The sequence below is a fragment of the Peribacillus sp. SIMBA_075 genome (genome assembly GCF_046534585.1).
This window is the reverse complement of the sequence record NZ_JAWRYN010001658.1, coordinates 1-234: the sequence shown is the minus strand read 5'-3', so window position 1 is coordinate 234 and position 234 is coordinate 1. Positions and strand designations below refer to the sequence as shown.

Annotated in this window: 1 protein-coding gene; it reads left to right on the top strand. The window is 41.9% G+C overall.

Annotated features, from left to right (window positions below):
• Positions 1 to 234 (top strand): FAD-dependent oxidoreductase (locus SB775_RS34065; RefSeq protein ID WP_410865717.1); only part of this gene is annotated, 234 nt, incomplete at both ends.

The following is a 234-nucleotide window of genomic DNA, read 5'->3' as shown; positions in this document are numbered from 1 at the left end:
ACGAGCTTACCAGAAGATGTACAGCGTGCAATGCTTAGAACAATTCCTGGCCTGGAAAATGTTGAAATGATGCGTACGGGTTATGCAATTGAATATGATGCAATCGTGCCAACACAACTATGGCCAACACTTGAAACGAAAAAAATTAAGAATTTATATACAGCAGGACAAATTAACGGAACTTCTGGTTACGAAGAGGCGGCAGGACAAGGGCTTATGGCTGGGATTAATGCA